The sequence below is a fragment of the Escherichia sp. MOD1-EC6819 genome (genome assembly GCF_002965765.1).
GTDB classification, from domain to species: Bacteria; Pseudomonadota; Gammaproteobacteria; order Enterobacterales; family Enterobacteriaceae; genus Escherichia; species Escherichia ruysiae.
The window spans coordinates 202,293-220,622 of sequence record NZ_PTRG01000008.1 but is presented as its reverse complement, the minus strand read 5'-3'; the positions used below and the strand labels follow the sequence as shown (position 1 = coordinate 220,622).

At 51.0% G+C, this 18,330-nt stretch carries 16 protein-coding genes, 3 tRNA genes and 1 pseudogene; 11 read left to right on the top strand and 9 right to left on the bottom strand.

The features are described 5' to 3' along the window. Window positions 1-282 precede the first annotated feature (282 nt). Window positions 283-828 (bottom strand): SecY-interacting protein, encoded by a 546-nt coding sequence (gene syd / locus A7Z06_RS13525; RefSeq protein ID WP_000342418.1) that lies wholly within the window; start codon window positions 826-828, stop codon window positions 283-285. Between the two features lie 67 nt (window positions 829-895). On the opposite strand from syd, the gene queF reads away from it, so the two are divergent. The 5 genes from queF (at window position 896) to xni (ending at window position 7,531) form a co-directional block, all read left to right on the top strand. Further along, window positions 896-1,744, top strand: a complete 849-nt coding sequence (gene queF / locus A7Z06_RS13520) for an NADPH-dependent 7-cyano-7-deazaguanine reductase QueF (protein WP_000100577.1) — start codon at window positions 896-898, stop codon at window positions 1,742-1,744. Window positions 1,745-1,855: 111 nt separating this feature from the next. Then, entirely contained in the window at window positions 1,856-3,220 is a 1,365-nt protein-coding gene (gene ppnN, locus A7Z06_RS13515) for a nucleotide 5'-monophosphate nucleosidase PpnN (protein ID WP_000628012.1), read from the top strand. 557 nt (window positions 3,221-3,777) lie between these two features. Beyond that, window positions 3,778-5,067, top strand: coding sequence for an HAAAP family serine/threonine permease SdaC (sdaC, locus tag A7Z06_RS13510; RefSeq protein WP_000450473.1), 1,290 nt, complete (start codon window positions 3,778-3,780; stop codon window positions 5,065-5,067). 57 nt (window positions 5,068-5,124) lie between these two features. Beyond that, window positions 5,125-6,492: an L-serine ammonia-lyase II gene (gene sdaB / locus A7Z06_RS13505; RefSeq protein ID WP_000626400.1), complete on the top strand. Its 1,368-nt coding sequence runs from the start codon at window positions 5,125-5,127 to the stop codon at window positions 6,490-6,492. A gap of 283 nt (window positions 6,493-6,775) precedes the next feature. Further along, the gene (gene xni, locus A7Z06_RS13500; RefSeq protein WP_024165228.1) at window positions 6,776-7,531 is read left to right on the top strand and encodes a flap endonuclease Xni; all 756 of its coding nucleotides are present in this window, start codon (window positions 6,776-6,778) and stop codon (window positions 7,529-7,531) included. Window positions 7,532-7,635: 104 nt separating this feature from the next. Here the strand turns inward: xni and A7Z06_RS22070 are convergent. The 5 genes and pseudogenes from A7Z06_RS22070 to A7Z06_RS13480 all read right to left on the bottom strand — a co-directional run. Continuing rightward, a pseudogene (locus tag A7Z06_RS22070) lies at window positions 7,636-7,710 on the bottom strand (hypothetical protein); the annotation flags it as partial. A 37-nt stretch (window positions 7,711-7,747) separates the two neighbouring features. After that, on the bottom strand, window positions 7,748-8,848 hold the full coding sequence (rlmM, locus tag A7Z06_RS13495) for a 23S rRNA (cytidine(2498)-2'-O)-methyltransferase RlmM (RefSeq protein ID WP_001045502.1): 1,101 nt from the start codon (window positions 8,846-8,848) through the stop codon (window positions 7,748-7,750). Continuing rightward, the gene (locus A7Z06_RS13490) at window positions 8,841-9,236 is read right to left on the bottom strand and encodes a DUF423 domain-containing protein (RefSeq protein WP_000203904.1); all 396 of its coding nucleotides are present in this window, start codon (window positions 9,234-9,236) and stop codon (window positions 8,841-8,843) included. Before A7Z06_RS13490 ends, rlmM begins: the two co-directional genes overlap by 8 nt. An 18-nt stretch (window positions 9,237-9,254) precedes the next feature. Beyond that, on the bottom strand, window positions 9,255-10,172 hold the full coding sequence (gcvA, locus tag A7Z06_RS13485) for a glycine cleavage system transcriptional regulator GcvA (protein WP_000044401.1): 918 nt from the start codon (window positions 10,170-10,172) through the stop codon (window positions 9,255-9,257). 350 nt (window positions 10,173-10,522) lie between these two features. After that, entirely contained in the window at window positions 10,523-10,750 is a 228-nt protein-coding gene (locus tag A7Z06_RS13480; protein ID WP_000750399.1) for a YgdI/YgdR family lipoprotein, read from the bottom strand. 191 nt (window positions 10,751-10,941) lie between these two features. On the opposite strand from A7Z06_RS13480, the gene csdA reads away from it, so the two are divergent. Both csdA and csdE read left to right on the top strand, forming a co-directional pair. Further along, window positions 10,942-12,147, top strand: coding sequence for a cysteine desulfurase CsdA (gene csdA, locus A7Z06_RS13475; RefSeq protein ID WP_001100455.1), 1,206 nt, complete (start codon window positions 10,942-10,944; stop codon window positions 12,145-12,147). Further along, entirely contained in the window at window positions 12,147-12,590 is a 444-nt protein-coding gene (gene csdE, locus A7Z06_RS13470; RefSeq protein ID WP_000184240.1) for a cysteine desulfurase sulfur acceptor subunit CsdE, read from the top strand. Before csdA ends, csdE begins: the two co-directional genes overlap by 1 nt. Before the next feature lie 49 nt (window positions 12,591-12,639). On the opposite strand, the gene tcdA is transcribed toward csdE, so the two are convergent. Both tcdA and mltA read right to left on the bottom strand, forming a co-directional pair. Beyond that, entirely contained in the window at window positions 12,640-13,446 is an 807-nt protein-coding gene (tcdA, locus tag A7Z06_RS13465; protein ID WP_000117717.1) for a tRNA cyclic N6-threonylcarbamoyladenosine(37) synthase TcdA, read from the bottom strand. A gap of 238 nt (window positions 13,447-13,684) precedes the next feature. Next, the gene (mltA, locus tag A7Z06_RS13460) at window positions 13,685-14,782 is read right to left on the bottom strand and encodes a murein transglycosylase A (protein ID WP_000678631.1); all 1,098 of its coding nucleotides are present in this window, start codon (window positions 14,780-14,782) and stop codon (window positions 13,685-13,687) included. A gap of 208 nt (window positions 14,783-14,990) precedes the next feature. On the opposite strand from mltA, the gene A7Z06_RS13450 reads away from it, so the two are divergent. From A7Z06_RS13450 to A7Z06_RS13440, 3 genes are all read left to right on the top strand, one after another. Next, window positions 14,991-15,067 (top strand) — tRNA-Met (locus A7Z06_RS13450). Window positions 15,068-15,100: 33 nt separating this feature from the next. Then, window positions 15,101-15,177, top strand: a tRNA-Met gene (locus A7Z06_RS13445). A gap of 34 nt (window positions 15,178-15,211) precedes the next feature. Then, window positions 15,212-15,288: transfer RNA gene (locus A7Z06_RS13440), tRNA-Met, on the top strand. Window positions 15,289-15,362: 74 nt separating this feature from the next. Here the strand turns inward: A7Z06_RS13440 and amiC are convergent. Then, entirely contained in the window at window positions 15,363-16,616 is a 1,254-nt protein-coding gene (gene amiC, locus A7Z06_RS13435; protein WP_000016908.1) for an N-acetylmuramoyl-L-alanine amidase AmiC, read from the bottom strand. Between the two features lie 230 nt (window positions 16,617-16,846). Here amiC and argA point away from each other — a divergent pair, with 230 nt between their 5' ends. Then, window positions 16,847-18,178 carry an amino-acid N-acetyltransferase gene (gene argA / locus A7Z06_RS13425; RefSeq protein ID WP_000237967.1) on the top strand — a complete coding sequence of 444 codons (1,332 nt, stop codon included), beginning with the start codon at window positions 16,847-16,849 and terminating at the stop codon, window positions 18,176-18,178. The last annotated feature ends 152 nt before the right edge of the window (window positions 18,179-18,330 follow it).

Below are 18,330 nucleotides of genomic sequence, written 5' to 3'. Positions count from 1 at the left end.
ACACCGTCCTGGCGTGTCCTTCAGAAGTGTCATCATCCTGATGTTCACTTCGTTGTCTGACTCCCTGTCGACGAAGATAGAATCGTCTTTTTCGCTGAGTCTTACAAGGCGCTTACAGACAAAGCCTTAAGGATAATTTCATATGAAAGTTAAGAAATTTCATATAATCCATTGATTATAAATAAAAATATCGATTCTTATCTGTTTGAGTATTCGCTTATTTCCTGGCGATCTCCTACAGGGTCTGTAAGAGATCTCTCACAACCAGACGGGGTATTTGGATTACAGAAGAGGCTTAAGTTGGTTAAGGAATTCCGCAAGATTTGAGGCTAAATGCGTCCGTTTACGCGTTCCCAGCGTCTCTTTGCACACTTCACCAGAGAGATTACACACCGAGATGACCTCTAACTCTTCTTCCAGTGTTGCGATAAATAGCGTGGGCGGCAGTTTTAACCGTTTCTGAGTCACCAGATGACCAATCAGATTTTCCTGCACCCGGCGGAAGTCGTCTTCGCTCCAGGTTTGCAGTAATGTCAGTTTGATATCGCCAAACTGCGCATGCATATCCCCAGCAAACTGGGTTGTATAGAAGGTATGAATTGTGGGTTGTATCACAATATCAAACGCCCGTTCAACCGCGTTTACATTTTGTTCACCGGTAAACGGCTGGGGTTGCCAGTATACGGCGTCATCGGTGGTTGAAATAATGCATGGTGAAGGCACGCCATACAGCTCCTCACTTAACGGCCAGCTTTTATGCTCTTCATGCCACGCATCGCAGTAGCGTGCAGTAAAATCTTTCAGGGCATGTGCGGTCAAATCGTCCACTAATTTCTCTCTTCACTTAAACCAGATACACTTGTCGTTTAGTTTATCTGGTTTATGACGGTGAAACATGTCTTCTTATACAAACCATCAGGCACTTGCGGGCCTGACTCTCGGAAAATCAACCGATTACCGGGATACCTATGACGCCAGCCTGCTGCAAGGCGTTCCGCGTAGTCTGAATCGCGATCCTCTGGGCCTGAAAGCGGATAACCTGCCTTTTCACGGCGCGGATATCTGGACGCTGTATGAGCTTTCCTGGCTGAATGCCAAAGGTTTGCCACAGGTCGCTGTCGGTCATGTTGAACTTGATTACACCAGCGTAAATCTGATTGAGTCGAAGAGTTTTAAGCTCTATCTCAATAGCTTTAACCAGACGCGTTTTAATAACTGGGAGGAGGTGCGCCAGACGCTGGAGCGCGATTTAAGCACCTGTGCCCAGGGTAAGGTTAGCGTGGCCTTATATCGTCTTGATGAACTGGAAGGCCAGCCGGTGGGACATTTCAATGGCACCTGCATTGATGAACAGGATATCGCTATCGATAACTATGAATTTACCACTGACTATCTTGAGAATGCCGCCAGCGGTGAAAAAGTGGTGGAAGAGACGCTAGTCAGCCATTTGCTGAAGTCAAACTGTCTGATCACCCATCAGCCAGACTGGGGGTCAATCCAAATTCAGTACCGTGGACACAAAATTGACAGGGAAAAACTGCTGCGCTATCTGGTTTCTTTCCGTCATCACAACGAGTTCCATGAGCAATGCGTAGAGCGTATTTTTAATGACCTGCTACGCTTCTGCCAGCCAGAGAAATTAAGCGTCTATGCGCGTTATACCCGTCGTGGCGGCCTGGACATTAACCCCTGGCGTAGCAATAGCGACTTTGTCCCATCGACGACCCGACTGGTACGACAATAAATTTTTTCTCATTTTTGCGTACTGGATTCACGCATAGAGTTGTGAAAGGCCATCATGCAGGGCTATTGTAATCAAAGGGAATGACGATATTCGTCCCATAAGGAGTTTTTCTTGATTACACATATTAGCCCGCTTGGCTCCATGGATATGTTGTCGCAGCTGGAAGTGGATATGCTTAAACGCACCGCCAGCAGCGACCTCTATCAACTCTTTCGCAACTGTTCACTTGCTGTTCTGAACTCCGGTAGTTTGACCGATAACAGCAAAGAATTGCTGTCTCGTTTTGAAAGTTTTGACATTAACGTGCTGCGCCGTGAACGTGGCGTTAAGTTAGAACTGATCAATCCCCCGGAAGAGGCTTTTGTCGATGGGCGCATTATTCGCGCCTTGCAGGCCAACTTGTTCGCTGTTCTGCGCGACATTCTCTTCGTCTATGGGCAAATCCATAACACCGTTCGTTTTCCAAACCTGAATCTCGACAACTCTGTCCACATTACTAATCTGGTCTTTTCTATATTGCGTAATGCTCGCGCACTGCATGTCGGCGAAGCGCCAAATATGGTTGTGTGCTGGGGCGGTCACTCAATCAACGAAAACGAGTATTTATATGCCCGTCGCGTCGGAAATCAGCTGGGTCTGCGTGAGTTAAATATCTGCACCGGTTGTGGTCCAGGAGCGATGGAAGCGCCGATGAAAGGCGCAGCAGTGGGTCACGCTCAGCAGCGTTACAAAGACAGCCGTTTTATTGGTATGACAGAGCCGTCGATTATCGCTGCTGAACCGCCTAACCCGCTGGTCAACGAATTGATCATCATGCCGGATATCGAAAAACGTCTGGAAGCGTTTGTGCGTATCGCTCACGGCATCATTATCTTCCCTGGCGGTGTGGGTACGGCAGAAGAGTTGCTCTATTTGCTGGGAATTTTGATGAATCCGGCAAATAAAGATCAGGTCTTACCGCTGATCCTCACCGGTCCGAAAGAGAGCGCCGATTACTTCCGCGTACTGGACGAGTTTGTCGTGCATACGCTGGGAGAAAACGCGCGCCGCCATTACCGCATCATCATTGATGACGCTGCTGAAGTCGCTCGTCAGATGAAAAAATCGATGCCGCTGGTGAAAGAAAATCGCCGTGACACCGGTGATGCTTACAGCTTTAACTGGTCAATGCGCATTGCGCCAGATCTGCAAATGCCGTTTGAGCCGTCTCACGAGAACATGGCTAATCTGAAACTGTACCCGGATCAACCCGTTGAAGTGCTGGCTGCTGACCTGCGTCGTGCGTTCTCCGGTATTGTGGCGGGTAACGTAAAAGAAGTCGGTATTCGCGCCATTGAAGAGTTTGGGCCTTATAAAATCAACGGCGATAAAGAGATAATGCGTCGTATGGACGACCTGCTTCAGGGTTTTGTCGCCCAGCACCGTATGAAGTTGCCTGGCTCAGCCTACATCCCTTGCTACGAAATCTGCACGTAATCTCCCCTCCCCCGGTAACGTTTGTTGCCGGGTTTTTCTCTTATTTGGTCACTCACTCACCAATCCATTTCATTTGTTATCTGAATGTTTCAACGCATCATAAGACACTTAATATCACCAATATTAATATGTCATACAATTTATATTGCCACGCAAACGTTTACCTGCTTTCATAAACCGCATTTTATTACTGTGAAAAAGAAATTCTTATCATGATTAACTAAAAGTATTGATTTTTTCAGTTCAACCTACATATATTGCGCGCCCCGGAAGAAACCAGATATCGTTTAGTGGGAAAATATTGCCCTTAAATTCTCTTTTACTTTTGATTTACAGAGTAAAGAGTTGGGATTATCTATCTTCTAAGTAGATTATTGTATTTGAGATCAAGATCACTGATAGATGCATAACTTGTGTGTATCTTTCCGCCCTCAAATTATTACGGCGGAAAATGATTAAGCCATCGCCGATAGACAGATTTCATTTTTACGGCCAGGCACCTTCCCGGGCTGAACTGGCTAAAAGCTGAATTATTTGCATTCCTCCAGGAGAAATAGATGGAAACGACTCAAACCAGCACGATTGCGTCGAAAGACTCTCGCAGTGCCTGGCGCAAGACAGACACCATGTGGATGCTGGGCCTCTACGGCACGGCAATCGGCGCGGGTGTACTGTTCCTGCCAATCAACGCCGGTGTTGGCGGTATGATCCCGCTGATCATCATGGCCATCCTTGCGTTCCCGATGACGTTTTTTGCTCACCGTGGCCTGACTCGCTTCGTACTGTCTGGTAAAAACCCAGGCGAAGACATCACTGAGGTAGTAGAAGAACACTTTGGTATTGGTGCAGGTAAACTGATTACTCTGCTGTACTTCTTCGCTATCTACCCGATCCTGCTGGTTTATAGCGTGGCAATCACCAACACGGTTGAAAGCTTCATGTCTCACCAGCTGGGTATGACGCCGCCGCCGCGTGCGATTCTGTCCCTGATCCTGATCGTGGGTATGATGACCATCGTTCGCTTCGGTGAGCAGATGATCGTTAAGGCGATGAGTATTCTGGTATTCCCGTTTGTTGGCGTACTGATGCTGCTGGCTCTGTACCTGATCCCGCAGTGGAACGGCGCAGCTCTGGAAACGCTGTCTCTGGACACTGCATCTGCAACCGGAAACGGTCTGTGGATGACCCTGTGGCTGGCGATTCCGGTAATGGTATTCTCGTTCAACCACTCTCCGATCATCTCTTCTTTCGCCGTTGCGAAGCGTGAAGAGTACGGCGATATGGCAGAACAGAAATGCTCGAAGATCCTGGCATTCGCTCACATCATGATGGTGCTGACCGTAATGTTCTTCGTCTTCAGCTGCGTACTGAGCCTGACTCCGGCAGACCTGGCTGCGGCTAAAGAGCAGAACATCTCGATTCTGTCTTACCTGGCGAACCACTTTAACGCGCCGATCATCGCGTGGATGGCTCCGATTATCGCGATTATCGCTATCACCAAATCCTTCCTCGGCCACTACCTGGGTGCGCGTGAAGGCTTCAACGGTATGGTGATCAAATCTCTGCGTGGTAAAGGTAAGTCTATCGAAATCAACAAGCTGAACCGTATCACTGCACTGTTTATGCTGGTAACGACCTGGATTGTTGCTACGCTGAACCCAAGCATCCTGGGGATGATTGAAACCCTGGGCGGTCCAATCATCGCGATGATCCTGTTCCTGATGCCGATGTACGCAATCCAGAAAGTACCGGCAATGCGTAAGTACAGCGGTCACATCAGCAACGTATTCGTTGTCGTGATGGGTCTGATTGCTATCTCCGCAATTTTCTACTCTCTGTTCAGCTAAATCCTTTCGCGCCGCTTTCGGGCGGCGCTTCCTCCGTTTTAACCCGATGAATTTCCTATGATTAGCGTATTCGATATTTTCAAAATCGGCATTGGTCCTTCCAGTTCCCATACCGTTGGACCAATGAAAGCGGGTAAACAATTTACCGACGATCTGATTGCCCGTAACCTGCTTAAAGACGTGACCCGCGTGGTGGTTGATGTCTACGGCTCGCTCTCTCTGACCGGTAAAGGCCACCACACTGATATCGCCATTATTATGGGGCTGGCGGGTAACCTGCCGGATACCGTTGATATCGATTCCATCCCTGGTTTTATTCAGGATGTGAATACTCATGGTCGCCTGATGCTGGCAAATGGTCAGCACGAAGTGGAGTTCCCGGTTGATCAGTGCATGAACTTCCATGCCGACAACCTTTCTCTGCATGAAAACGGTATGCGCATCACCGCGCTGGCGGGCGATAAAGTTGTTTACAGCCAGACTTACTACTCCATCGGCGGTGGCTTTATCGTTGATGAAGAACATTTTGGTCAGCAGGATAGCGCACCGGTTGAAGTTCCTTATCCGTACAGCTCAGCAGCCGATCTGCAAAAGCATTGTCAGGAAACCGGGCTGTCACTCTCTGGCCTGATGATGAAAAACGAACTGGCGCTGCACAGCAAAGAAGAGCTGGAACAGCACCTGGCGAACGTCTGGGAAGTGATGCGCGGCGGTATTGAGCGCGGTATTGCCACCGAAGGCGTGCTGCCAGGCAAACTGCGCGTTCCACGCCGTGCGGCGGCTCTGCGCCGGATGCTGGTCAGCCAGGACAAAAACACCACTGACCCGATGGCGGTTGTTGACTGGATCAACATGTTCGCTCTGGCGGTGAACGAAGAGAACGCTGCTGGTGGTCGCGTGGTGACTGCACCGACTAACGGCGCGTGCGGGATTATCCCGGCAGTGCTGGCGTACTACGACAAGTTTATCCGTGAAGTGAACGCTAACTCACTGGCTCGTTACCTGCTGGTGGCAAGCGCCATTGGTTCTCTTTATAAGATGAACGCCTCGATTTCTGGTGCCGAAGTCGGCTGCCAGGGCGAAGTTGGCGTAGCGTGCTCTATGGCAGCGGCGGGTCTGGCAGAACTGTTAGGCGCAAGCCCGGCACAGGTATGCATCGCGGCAGAAATCGCAATGGAGCATAACCTCGGCCTGACGTGTGACCCGGTTGCCGGACAGGTACAGGTGCCGTGCATTGAGCGTAATGCCATTGCGGCAGTGAAAGCGGTGAACGCCGCGCGTATGGCGCTGCGCCGTACCAGCGAGCCGCGCGTCTGCCTCGATAAAGTTATCGAAACCATGTACGAAACAGGTAAAGATATGAACGCCAAGTACCGTGAAACTTCTCGCGGCGGCCTGGCAATGAAGATTGTTGCCTGCGATTAATCTCTCTCCAGAGGCCTCGTTTTGCGAGGCCTCACATTGTTGAGAATGTGCCTGTTGTTTATGTCGGATGCGGCGTAAACGCCTTACCCGACCTACAAAACAGCGAAAATTCAATAGATTGTAATTCTTTTGTAGGCATGATAAGCGTAGCGCATCAGGCAATTTGGCGTTGTCATCAATATCAGACCTCGTTTTGCGAGCTCTCTTCCCGATTTCTCATCCAGCCGTAGCCTGTTCCGACATCGAATGTTACCCTTATCGCCTGATCTTTAAGGGGGTTATCGTGGCTGTTCATTTGCTTATTGTCGATGCACTGAATCTTATTCGTCGCATTCATGCCGTTCAGGGCTCGCCCTGCGTGGAGACCTGCCAGCACGCGCTCGATCAGCTCATTATGCACAGCCAGCCAACCCACGCCGTCGCCGTTTTTGATGATGAAAACCGCAGTAGCGGCTGGCGTCATCAGCGTTTACCGGATTACAAAGCCGGTCGTCCGCCAATGCCGGAAGAGTTGCACAACGAAATGCCTGCGTTACGCGCAGCCTTTGAACAACGCGGAGTCCGATGCTGGTCAGCCAGCGGCAACGAAGCAGATGACTTAGCCGCCACGCTGGCAGTAAAAGTGACCCAGGCCGGGCATCAGGCAACCATTGTTTCGACAGATAAAGGCTACTGTCAGCTCCTTTCACCTGCACTGCGTATTCGTGATTACTTTCAGAAACGTTGGCTTGATGCGCCGTTTATCGATAAAGAATTTGGCGTTCAACCTCAGCAATTACCCGATTATTGGGGGCTGGCGGGGATCAGCAGCTCAAAGGTGCCGGGTGTTGCGGGGATTGGGCCAAAAAGCGCCACGCAGTTACTCGTCGAGTTTCAGAGTCTGGAAGGGATATATGAAAATATCGACGCGGTTGCCGAAAAGTGGCGCAAGAAACTGGAAGAACATAAAGAGATGGCGTTTCTGTGTCGCGATATTGCCCGCTTACAAACCGACTTGCATATCGACGGCAATTTACAGCAATTGCGGTTGGTACGATAACGGCGTGCCGAATACTACCGATTAACACCTCATTGAATTAAATGCACTTGTAGGCCGGATAAGACGCGGCTAGCGTCGCATCCGGCATTATCACATCAGCGTATTTACCAGGCGGTATGGTAAAGCTCGACAATATCCTCAAGCGTTGCTTCACGCGGGTTGCCACCGGTACAAACATCGGATGCCAGACCGGAGTCAATGCCCCAGCCAACTCACTTACCGTTCGTCGCGACGACCACCCACCGCAGCCCAGATACGACGGACATGCACCGTCACTTCTTCGCGATCGTGATACAACTGCCGCGCCTGAATCTGGGCGTTAATACCATGTTCATCAAGCTGTGCCTGAATGTACGCCAGATTGTGTGACACTTCTTCGTAGCGTTTTTTCATCGGCAATTTAAGGTTGAAGATAGTTTCACGACACCAGCCATTAACCAGCCACTGTGCCATCAGTGCCGCAACTTTCGCTGGTTTTTCAACCATATCGCATACCATCCATGAGATGTTGCTACGTGTTGGGCGGAATTTGAAACCATCTTCCCGCAGCCACGTCACCTGTCCGGTATCCATCAGACTTTGCGCCATCGGGCCGTTATCGACGGAGTATACCCACATGTTGCGCTTCACCAGTTGGTAGGTCCAGCCGCCTGGACAAGCGCCCAAATCTACCGCCCACATTCCATTTGCCAGGCGTTCATCCCACTCATCCGCAGGAATAAACACATGAAATGCCTCTTCCAGTTTGAGCGTGGAACGGCTTGGCGCATCCGCCGGAAACTTCAGGCGTGGAATCCCCATATAGAACGGCGAATTATTATTGCTGTAGGAGTAGCCGGTATAGCAGCAGCCTGGTGCAATAAAGAATACATGCACAACCGGACGCTTCGGCGTTTCATAGTTCGCCAGCACACCCGCATCGCGCAAGGCAGCGCGTAGCGGCACGGTGAATTTACGGCAGAATTTCAGCAACTCTTTGCTTTCGTTGGTATCGGCAACTTCAACACGCAGTTCACCGCCCTTCTCTACTACGCCCTGTAACATGCCGACAATGGGGGTAATTCGATCTTCTGGCGGCAAATGCTGCAGGAGTTCCCCCACAACAAACCACTGGCGAGCAAAAATTAATGAACTGAACGGCAGTTCGCGGATTAACTTATCGCCATCATCCGGTTGATAACATTCATAGATGACATAACCCGCATTGTCTTTAACGCGGGCAAAACCAAATATTTCCCGCTGACCGGCTTTATCGGTAATTTCCGCAGCACACTCTTTTTCAAAGCCAGGACGGCACAACAATACAACCTTATTCATGATTTACGCCCTTGCGCTTTAAACGGATAGCTCCGACTAACATTAACGCCCAGCCCGCGAGGAAGCTCACGCCGCCAACCGGTGTGACAAACGCCCACAAACGCAGATGGGACAGCGCCAGGCAATAAAGGCTGCCGCTGAACAGCACCGTGCCTAACGCGAGGAAAACGCTACTCCAGTAAAACCAGATACTGATGCGACGCTGCATCGCCACCGCCAGACCTAAAATCGCCAGCGTATGGAACGCCTGGTATTCGAGGCCGGTCTGGATCCAGCCCATCTCAACGGCTCCCATGGTTTTACTTAACACATGCGCGCCAAAAGCGCCGAGAGCCACAAAAATGAAGCCGCTAATGGCGGCGAAAATCAGCATAAAACGGCTGGTCATGGTCGTACCCTACGTAAATTATTGTTCATAACGAAAGCGGAATTTTTCTTGTTCAGCAGCGGCTTTCGCCAGGATCCATTGGCGAAAGGCGGCTATTTTACCCAGTTCTGCCTGGCTGTCATGACATACCAGATAAAAAGCATTTTTACTGACCAGAACATCATTAAACGGGCAGACAAGGCGTCCGGCCTCGATTTCCGATTGCGCCATCACATTATTCGCCAATGCGACTCCCTGCCCGTGGATAGCCGCTTGCAGCACCATCGCGCTGTGACTGAAGATCGGCCCTTGTTGAACGTTGATATGATTTAACCCCAACTGGCGAGTATATGTCTGCCAGTCACGCCGGGACGCATCGTGTAATAACGTATGTTTAGCCAGATCTTCTGGCGTCTTCAAGGGTTTTTCGCCGGTTAACAGTAGCGGAGAACACACCGGCAACAAATATTCGGCATAAAGTTTTTCGACCCGCAGCCCCGGCCAGTTGCCCCGACCATAAAATATCGCCACATCAACATCATCCGCCAGTTTATCTTCCTGGCGATCGACCGCCTGGATTCGAACGTCGATTCCCGGATAAGCTGAATTAAAGCTGGAAAGTCGCGGCACCAGCCAGTGGATGGCAAAACTGGGGAGTAAACTGACCGTCAACGCCCCCTTGGCGCTACGAGCCTGGAGTTTACGCGTCGCTTCGGTTAATTGCGAAAATATCTCTTTGATATCGAGGAAATAGCTTTGCCCTTCTTCGGTCAGCAGGAGTGAACGATTACGGCGACGGAACAGTTTCAGTCCCAAAAAATCCTCAAGTGACTTGATTTGATGACTTACTGCGGCCTGGGTCACAAAAAGCTCTTCTGCTGCGCGCGTGAAGCTTAAATGGCGTGCGGCGGCATCAAAAACTCGTAAGGCATTTAGCGGTGGTAATCGTTTTGACATGGCTTTTAAACTTTGATGTTAAATGAATTTAACAATTAGATCACACTATGTAACCTATTAGTTTTTTTTATCTGAGCCATTATAAATTGTCCGTTGAGCTTCTACCAGCAAATACCTATAGTGGCGGCACTTCCTGAGCCGGAACGAAAAGTTTTATCGGAATGCGTGTTCTGGTGAACTTTTGGCTTACGGTTGTGATGTTGTGTTGTTGTGTTTGCAATTGGTCTGCGATTCAGACCATGGTAGCTAAGCTACCTTTTTTCACTTCCTGTACATTTACCCTGTCTGTCCATAGTGATTAATGTAGCACCGCCTAATTGCGGTGCTTTTTTTTACCTTGCGATCGCGAATTACTGATCCAGCTCGACCATCTCTTTCACGTCGGTACGGTTGATCTGCTGTTTGTTACCATTAGCGTCTTTATACGAAATCATACCGGTTTCATTATCAGTTTGTGGTTTACCGTCAGAGACGATGGTACGTCCGTCATTGGTGTGCATCACATAGTTCGAACCGGAACAGGCGCTCAGGGCAAAAGTCAGCATACAGGCAGAGATAATTGCGGCAGTCTTTTTCATCTTCTTCTCCTTAAAGCGATTAATAAATCTTAATAGTATTGATTAACAGGCTAAAATTAACGCCTAACACTATTCAGCATATGTTACTGACGCGGCTTCGCCAGGATATCCAGATAATTCCGATGGTTAGCACTCTCCTTGTATCAAAGTGAATTTTGCGTCACGATCGGTGAATCAAGCCGAGGAGTACCATGAACGTTTTTAATCCCGCGCAGTTCCGTGCGCAGTTTCCCGCATTACAGGATGCGGGCGTCTATCTCGACAGTGCCGCAACCGCGCTCAAGCCCGAAGCCGTGGTTGAGGCTACCCGACAGTTCTATAGCCTTAGCGCCGGAAACGTCCATCGCAGCCAGTTTGCCGAAGCCCAACGTCTGACCACACGTTATGAGGCTGCGCGGGAGAAAGTGGCGCAATTGCTCAATGCTCCAGATGACAAAACCATTGTCTGGACGCGCGGCACCACCGAATCCATCAACATGGTGGCGCAATGCTATGCGCGTCCGCGTCTGCAACCGGGCGATGAAATTATTGTCAGCGTGGCAGAGCACCACGCCAACCTCGTCCCCTGGCTGATGGTCGCCCAACAAACCGGAGCCAAAGTGGTGAAGTTGCCGCTTAATGCTCAGCGGCTGCCAGATGTCGATTTGTTACCAGAGCTGATTACTCCCCGTAGCCGGATTCTGGCGTTGGGCCAGATGTCGAACGTCACTGGCGGCTGCCCGGATCTGGCGCGAGCGATTACCTTTGCCCATTCAGCCGGGATGGTGGTGATGGTTGATGGTGCTCAGGGGGCGGTGCATTTCCCTGCAGATGTTCAGCAACTGGATATCGATTTCTACGCTTTTTCAGGTCACAAACTTTACGGCCCGACGGGTATCGGCGTGCTGTATGGCAAACCAGAACTGCTGGAAGCAATGTCGCCCTGGCTCGGCGGTGGCAAAATGATTCACGAAGTCAGTTTTGACGGCTTCACCACACAATCTGCCCCGTGGAAACTGGAAGCCGGAACGCCCAACGTCGCAGGCGTCATTGGGTTAAGCGCGGCGCTGGAATGGCTGGCAGATTATGATATTAACCAGGCAGAAAGCTGGAGTCGTAGCCTGGCGACGCTTGCAGAAGATGCGCTGGCAAAACGTCCAGGCTTTCGTTCATTCCGCTGCCAGGATTCCAGCCTGCTGGCCTTTGATTTCGCGGGGGTTCATCACAGCGATATGGTGACTTTGCTGGCAGAGTACGGTATTGCCCTGCGCGCCGGGCAGCATTGCGCTCAGCCGCTACTGGCAGAATTAGGCGTAACCGGCACACTGCGCGCCTCTTTTGCGCCATATAATACAAAGAGTGATGTGGATGCGCTGGTGAACGCCGTTGACCGCGCGCTGGAATTATTGGTGGATTAATGACAAACCCGCAATTCGCCGGACATCCGTTCGGCACAACCGTTACCGCAGAGACGTTACACGATACTTTCGCGCCGTTGACGCAGTGGGAAGATAAATATCGCCAGTTGATCATGCTGGGGAAACAGCTTCCTGCTTTGCCAGACGAATTAAAAGCACAGGCCAAAGAGATTGCCGGATGCGAAAACCGCGTCTGGCTGGGATATACCGTGGCTGAAAACGGCAAGATGCATTTCTTTGGCGACAGCGAAGGACGCATTGTGCGCGGTCTGCTGGCAGTGTTGTTGACCGCCGTGGAGGGCAAAACCGCCGCCGAGTTACAAACGCAGTCGCCGCTGGCGTTGTTTGATGAGCTGGGATTGCGTGCACAACTTAGCGCCTCACGCAGTCAGGGGCTAAATGCATTAAGCGAGGCGATTATCGCGGCGGCGAAACAGGTTTAAGCACAGATCCAGGTCGGATAAGACGCTCGCGTCGCATCCGACATAATGGTTATTCCTTGCGCGTCGCTTTCGCCATCATCTTCTTCAGCGCATGAGAAACCGCAACAAAACCAAAGGTGGCGGTCACCATCGTTGCCGCACCAAATCCTGATGCGCAATCCATTCGCTTTGGTCCTTCCGCCGTGGCTTTCATCGCACAGACCGTACCGTCTGACTGCGGATATACCAACGCCTCGGTAGAAAACACGCAATCCACGCCGAGCTTACCTTTGCTGTTTTTCACCACGCCAAAATCGCTTTTCAGGCGCTCGCGCAGCTTCGCCGCCAGCGGGTCCTGAATAGTCTTCGCCAGGTCAGTAACCTGAATCTGCGTCGGATCAATCTGCCCGCCGGCCCCCCCCGTCGTTACCAATGGGATTTTATTGCGACGACAGTATGCGATTAGTGCCGCTTTGGGGCGCACACTGTCAATGGCATCAATAACATACGAATAACCGGCATTCATATATTGCGCTACGTTATCCGGCGTCACGAAATCGTCCACCACTGTCACCCGACACTCCGGGTTAATCTGGCGAATACGCTCCGCCATCACTTCCGCTTTTGCCAGCCCGACGTTATCACGCAGCGCGTGAATTTGCCGGTTGGTATTGGTGACACACACATCATCCATATCGATAAGCGTTATTGCGCCAATCCCCGTGCGCGCCAGAGCTTCCGCCGCCCAGGAACCGACACCACCGATGCCGACCACACAGATATGTGCATCGGCAAATAGTTGCAAGGCTTTCTCACCATACAGACGCGCAGTGCCGCCAAAACGCTGACGCCAGGCATCACTAATTACCACAGACATAGCACCTCAGAATTAAAAAGGGTGAGGTTATCCCCCACCCTAAACGCATAAATGCCTGATGCGCTACGCTTATCAGGCCTACATAACTCCTGCAATATATTGAATTTGCATGATTTGTAGGCCGGATAAGGCGTTCACGCCGCATCCGGCATGAACAATGCGCACTTAGTCAACAATCAGGAGATGAGGTTATCCCTCATCCTGTCTTATCCGTAAAAACGGCGTACAGAATAACACATCAGCCGCTAAAGACGTTACCTGCACCCGGTGCCGTTTTCAGCACCCAGACACGTCCATAGTGGTTGTACCAACCTGCGCGGTGTCCGGCTTCCGGCCCGATCCCTTGATAGATATCGAAATGTTGGCCTTTGATTGCGCCACCGACATCCAGCGCCACCATCAGACGCAGTTCGTACTGACCGTTAAATTTACCGTTATTATCCAACAACGGTACTTCTGCCAGCAAGGTAGTGCCTGGCGGGATGAGCGAGCGATCGGAGGCAACAGAAGCACGACCAACCAGCGGCACAGCACTTGCTCCTTTCACCGGTGCAAAAGATTGCGGCTTAAAGAAGACGAAAGACGGATTCTGTTCCAGCAGTTCGCGAACTTCGGCTTCACTGTGCGTTTCCCCCCAGTGACGAATCGCCTGCATCGACATATCTTCTTTTTTCACTTCGCCACGATCGATCAGCACCTTACCAATACTGCGATAGGCATGACCGTTCTTTCCGGCATAGCTGAAGAAGTTAAGCGGACTGCCGTCGCCAAAATCGATATACCCGCTACCCTGTACATCCATAATGAAGTTATCCATCAGAGAGTTGCTGTAAGCGAGGATATATTTATCGCTCAGTGCCCCCGCGTAGATCTCCGCACGAGACGGCAGACGGCCGCGTTTTGGCGGCATACGGTAAATAGGATACTGGAACTCGCCCTGGCGGGTATGGCGCGCCTGAATTACCGGCGTGTAATAGCCTGTAAACTGCACGTTGCCATAGTTGTCCGCGCCTTCCATCTGCCAGGCGTCAATGCCGAACTGGCGCATATTGCGGGTATCACCGCCTGCGCGCAGCCACTCTTGCACCGCGTTATAAACATTACTCTGGTTGCCATACAGACGCGGTGACGAGTTACGAATATGGTTAATTTGCTCGGCAAAATCACCGGCGTTAATTGGTGCGCCAACGGCATCTGGCTGGTTCACCAGAGAGAAAGGCTGGGTAAATTTCCCGTCTTTATATTGCTGTCCGCGATCGGTTGGTTTGGAGGAGCAGGCGGCAAGCATCGCCACAACAGCGCCCATAAGAAGGTACTTTACCCAACGTCCTTTCATTGTTCTCTTCTTCAGGTTAAAAAATAAGGCACAACGAAGATAACAAACCGTCGCGTTTAATGAAATGAGCAGACTCTCCCTGACGCAAATTTTGCACAAAAAATAGGCGGTAGTGTTTTGTTTTTGTTCAAAATCATGCCAAATCCGTGATCCGGGTAAAAAAAAGGTTGCATGAAAACGCGAGCGGAGTATAGTGCGCATCCACGGACGCGGGGTGGAGCAGCCTGGTAGCTCGTCGGGCTCATAACCCGAAGGTCGTCGGTTCAAATCCGGCCCCCGCAACCAATTAAAATTTGATGAAGTAAAGCAGTACGGTGACGCGGGGTGGAGCAGCCTGGTAGCTCGTCGGGCTCATAACCCGAAGGTCGTCGGTTCAAATCCGGCCCCCGCAACCAATCAAAATTTGATGAAGTAAAAGCAGTACGGTGACGCGGGGTGGAGCAGCCTGGTAGCTCGTCGGGCTCATAACCCGAAGGTCGTCGGTTCAAATCCGGCCCCCGCAACCAATACTTAAACACCCTGACGGGTGTTTTTTTGTTTCTGCTCTCCCATAAAAAAGGCGCCATTCAGCGCCTTTTTATCATCCCCTTCTCGCCAGCGTCGCTCCATCGGCAAAATACGCTTTAATTCCCGCAAGAATGGACTCTGCAACTTCCTGCTGGAAAGTCGCCGTTTTCAGTTTGCGCTCTTCCTCAACGTTACTAATAAACGCCGTTTCGACCAGAATGGAGGGAATATCAGGCGCTTTCAGCACAGCAAACCCGGCCTGCTCGACCTGATTTTTATGCAACTTATTGATTTTCCCTAGTTTATTCAGTACTGCTCTACCAAACTTCAGGCTGTCGGCAATGGTCAGCGACTGAACCATATCAAACATGGTGTGGTCGACATAGCGGTCGCCACTTTTGCTCACACCACCAATTAAGTCCGAGGCGTTCTGGGTTTGCGCCAGATATTTTGCCGCAGTACTGGTTGCGCCTTTGGTCGAAAGCGCAAACACCGAGGAGCCGCTTGGCTGGCGGCTGGTAAAAGCGTCGGCATGGATAGAGACAAACAGGTCAGCACGTTGTTTCTGTGCTTTTGCTACGCGCACTTGCAATGGAATGAAGATGTCTTCATTACGCGTCATGTACACCTTCATATTGCCCTCTTTCTCGATCAGAGAGCGCAGACGGCGGGCAATCTGTAATACCACGTCTTTTTCACGCGTTTTGTATTTCCCCACCGCGCCGGAGTCTTCGCCACCGTGGCCAGGGTCAAGCATGATGACAATCGGGCGATCGCGCCCTGCCTTACCTGGCTGCGGACCACTTTGCGCAGGCGGCACCTGTTTTTCGAGATCGCCTTTGTTGTAATCCTCCAGCAGCGCCAGCAGCGGATCTTGCATATCCTGCGCATTGACCGGATAGAGATCCATCACCAGGCGCTCTTTAAATCCGGCAACCGGTGCGAGGGCAAACATCTGTGGTTTTACGTTTTGCTTTAATTCAAAAACCATCCGCACGGTTTGCGGATCAAATTGCCCGACGCGTGCTGACTTGATGAACGGGTCGTCAGCACGAATTTGTGCCGCCATCCCCTTGAGCACCGAGTTCAGGTTTACATCTTCAATATCTACCACCACGCGCTCAGGATTACTCAACGCGAACTGCTTATATTTCAGCTGACGGTTTGATTCAACCGTCACACGGGTATAGCTGGACGCAGGCCAGACGCGCACCGCCACGACCTGGCTGACCGCAGCCAGGCTGACCTGACTTACGCTCAATAGCCACATGGCACCCGCGCCTTGCAGTAAACGACGACGGCTGATTGCAGTATTGGATCCTGACATGCCTCTCCCGAGCAAAAAAATCTAAGCTGTGTAACAAGTAAACGACCAATTTGACCGGAAACTTTAGCGAAAGACGCATAATCTGTCATCTATAAAACGGTAAACATTCTTTTTATATTCACGGCATTACTGATAAAAAAGTTGCTCATGCGTAAAATTCGCACTTGCACACGGCGAAAAAACAGAATAAAAATACATTAATTTCGAATAATCATGCAAAGAGGTGTGCCGTGGTGAAGGAACGTAAAACCGAGCTGGTCGAGGGATTCCGCCATTCGGTTCCTTATATCAATACCCACCGGGGAAAAACGTTTGTCATCATGCTCGGCGGCGAAGCCATTGAGCATGAGAATTTCTCCAGTATCGTTAATGATATCGGGTTGTTGCACAGCCTCGGCATCCGTCTGGTCGTCGTCTATGGCGCGCGTCCACAGATCGACGCGAATCTGGCGGCGCATCATCACGAACCGCTGTACCACAAGAATATACGCGTGACTGACGGCAAAACGCTGGAGCTGGTGAAGCAGGCTGCGGGGACATTGCAACTGGACATCACTGCTCGCCTGTCGATGAGCCTCAACAACACGCCGTTGCAGGGCGCTCATATCAATGTCGTCAGTGGCAATTTTATTATTGCACAACCGCTGGGCGTGGATGATGGCGTGGATTACTGCCATAGCGGACGCATCCGGCGGATTGACGAAGAAGCGATTCATCGCCAACTGGATAGCAGTGCCATTGTGCTGATGGGCCCGGTGGCGGTTTCGGTCACTGGCGAGAGCTTTAACCTGACCTCGGAAGAGATTGCCACACAACTTGCCATCAAACTGAAAGCCGAGAAGATGATTGGTTTTTGCTCTTCACAGGGCGTCACCAATGATGATGGCGATATTGTCTCCGAACTTTTCCCTAACGAGGCGCAGGCGCGGGTAGAAGCTCAGGAAGAGAAAGGCGATTACAACTCCGGTACGGTGCGCTTTTTGCGTGGTGCGGTGAAAGCCTGCCGCAGTGGTGTTCGTCGCTGTCATTTAATCAGTTATCAGGAAGATGGCGCGCTGTTGCAAGAGTTGTTCTCACGTGACGGTATCGGTACGCAAATTGTGATGGAAAGCGCGGAGCAGATTCGTCGCGCAACAATCAACGATATTGGCGGCATTCTGGAGTTGATTCGCCCGCTGGAGCAGCAAGGCATTCTGGTACGTCGTTCTCGCGAACAACTGGAGATGGAAATCGACAAATTCACTATTATTCAGCGCGATAACACAACTATTGCCTGCGCCGCGCTTTATCCGTTCCCGGAAGAGAAGATTGGCGAAATGGCCTGTGTGGCAGTACACCCGGATTACCGTAGTTCATCACGGGGCGAGGTTTTACTGGAACGCATTGCCGCTCAGGCGAAGCAGAGCGGGTTAAGCAAATTGTTTGTGCTGACCACGCGCAGTATTCACTGGTTCCAGGAGCGCGGATTTACCCCGGTGGATATTGATTTACTGCCGGAGAGTAAAAAGCAGTTGTACAACTACCAGCGTAAATCCAAAGTGTTGATGGCGGATTTAGGGTAAGCGATGAATATAGCCGGATGCGGCATACGCAATACTTCCAGGTATGATAAGACGCGCATCCGTCGCATCAGGCATTGGCACTCATCGTCGGATGCGGCGTGAACGCCTTATCCGACCTACGCAGCACTCCGTAGGCATGATAAGACGCGCCA

Excerpts from the sequence above, each read along its gene's own strand:
- queF (WP_000100577.1), top strand. The coding sequence starts at position 896 with ATGTCTTCTTATACAAACCATCAGGCACTTGCGGGCCTGACTCTCGGA.
- sdaC (WP_000450473.1), top strand. The coding sequence starts at position 3,778 with ATGGAAACGACTCAAACCAGCACGATTGCGTCGAAAGACTCTCGCAGT.
- sdaB (WP_000626400.1), top strand. The coding sequence starts at position 5,125 with ATGATTAGCGTATTCGATATTTTCAAAATCGGCATTGGTCCTTCCAGT.
- rlmM (WP_001045502.1), bottom strand. The coding sequence starts at position 8,848 with ATGAATAAGGTTGTATTGTTGTGCCGTCCTGGCTTTGAAAAAGAGTGT.
- A7Z06_RS13490 (WP_000203904.1), bottom strand. The coding sequence starts at position 9,236 with ATGACCAGCCGTTTTATGCTGATTTTCGCCGCCATTAGCGGCTTCATT.
- gcvA (WP_000044401.1), bottom strand. The coding sequence starts at position 10,172 with ATGTCAAAACGATTACCACCGCTAAATGCCTTACGAGTTTTTGATGCC.
- A7Z06_RS13480 (WP_000750399.1), bottom strand. The coding sequence starts at position 10,750 with ATGAAAAAGACTGCCGCAATTATCTCTGCCTGTATGCTGACTTTTGCC.
- csdA (WP_001100455.1), top strand. The coding sequence starts at position 10,942 with ATGAACGTTTTTAATCCCGCGCAGTTCCGTGCGCAGTTTCCCGCATTA.
- csdE (WP_000184240.1), top strand. The coding sequence starts at position 12,147 with ATGACAAACCCGCAATTCGCCGGACATCCGTTCGGCACAACCGTTACC.
- tcdA (WP_000117717.1), bottom strand. The coding sequence starts at position 13,446 with ATGTCTGTGGTAATTAGTGATGCCTGGCGTCAGCGTTTTGGCGGCACT.
- mltA (WP_000678631.1), bottom strand. The coding sequence starts at position 14,782 with ATGAAAGGACGTTGGGTAAAGTACCTTCTTATGGGCGCTGTTGTGGCG.
- amiC (WP_000016908.1), bottom strand. The coding sequence starts at position 16,616 with ATGTCAGGATCCAATACTGCAATCAGCCGTCGTCGTTTACTGCAAGGC.